This window comes from Marinomonas sp. S3726 (genome assembly GCF_000967665.1).
Classification (GTDB): Bacteria; Pseudomonadota; Gammaproteobacteria; order Pseudomonadales; family Marinomonadaceae; genus Marinomonas.
The window spans coordinates 1-794 of the sequence record NZ_JXYC01000070.1; the positions used below are offsets into that span (position 1 = coordinate 1).

At 40.7% G+C, this 794-nt stretch carries 1 protein-coding gene; it reads right to left on the bottom strand.

What is annotated here, in order from left to right:
* The coding region (locus TW85_RS25030) for a phage tail protein (protein WP_046019865.1) at nt 1-659 on the bottom strand (659 nt) is incomplete at its 3' end.
* Nucleotides 660-794: the final 135 nt, after the last annotated feature.

Here is a 794-nt window from a genome sequence, read left to right on the forward strand (position 1 = left end):
CTTGGAAAATCAGCTCGAACGTCTGGTAAATTAAAAGTGTTAATTCCATCTCCAGCACCGTAAGTTGTACCTATTTTGGAGAATAACTCGGCGTATAGCGTTCGGCTAACCTCGGCACCGTTTGCTTTTAAAAAACCAGCGGGAGTTTGTAGTGTGGTAAATAGCCAAATAGAGCCGCACATATCGGCATTCTTTGTGCCGTATAGCTCTGATTTGGCCCAGTTTTCACCGTCGGAGGTGTATTGGTGAAAAACACGGCCAAGGTCATCAAAATGTAAATTTGATACTTTCGAATCACTATTAAGGTAAGGCACAGTGATAAAACCAGAGAAACGGCTTCGGTCACTCGGGAAATTACTTGATAGATCGCCGTTACCGCTATAAAAGCCAGCTTTAAAAATACTGTGCCCATTTTCAGTTCCAACTCCATTAGTCCCTAAACCAAAATCACCAAACTTAATATATCGCTTATGCAAGGCTGCTTTTAACTGTTTTGAGCCATATTCTGGGTTTAGTTCTGCGTCTGAAATTACATCAATAATTTCATCATAAACCGCGTTCATATGTTCTGCCGACGCAACACTTGCAGGTATACCCGCTACAGGGTTTCCATTGGTAAATTTACCTTCTTGAAGGTCGTCTGTATCTGGATAGTTCATACGCTTATCTCTTTATTGATAACTAAAAATTATGTGGGTGTGAGCGTGCTTTAATTTATTAAAAACACACTCTAATTGTTGGTTGCTCCATGTCTGATAGCTTTCACCCCAAGGTTGGCCATAGAGTCTCTTTTT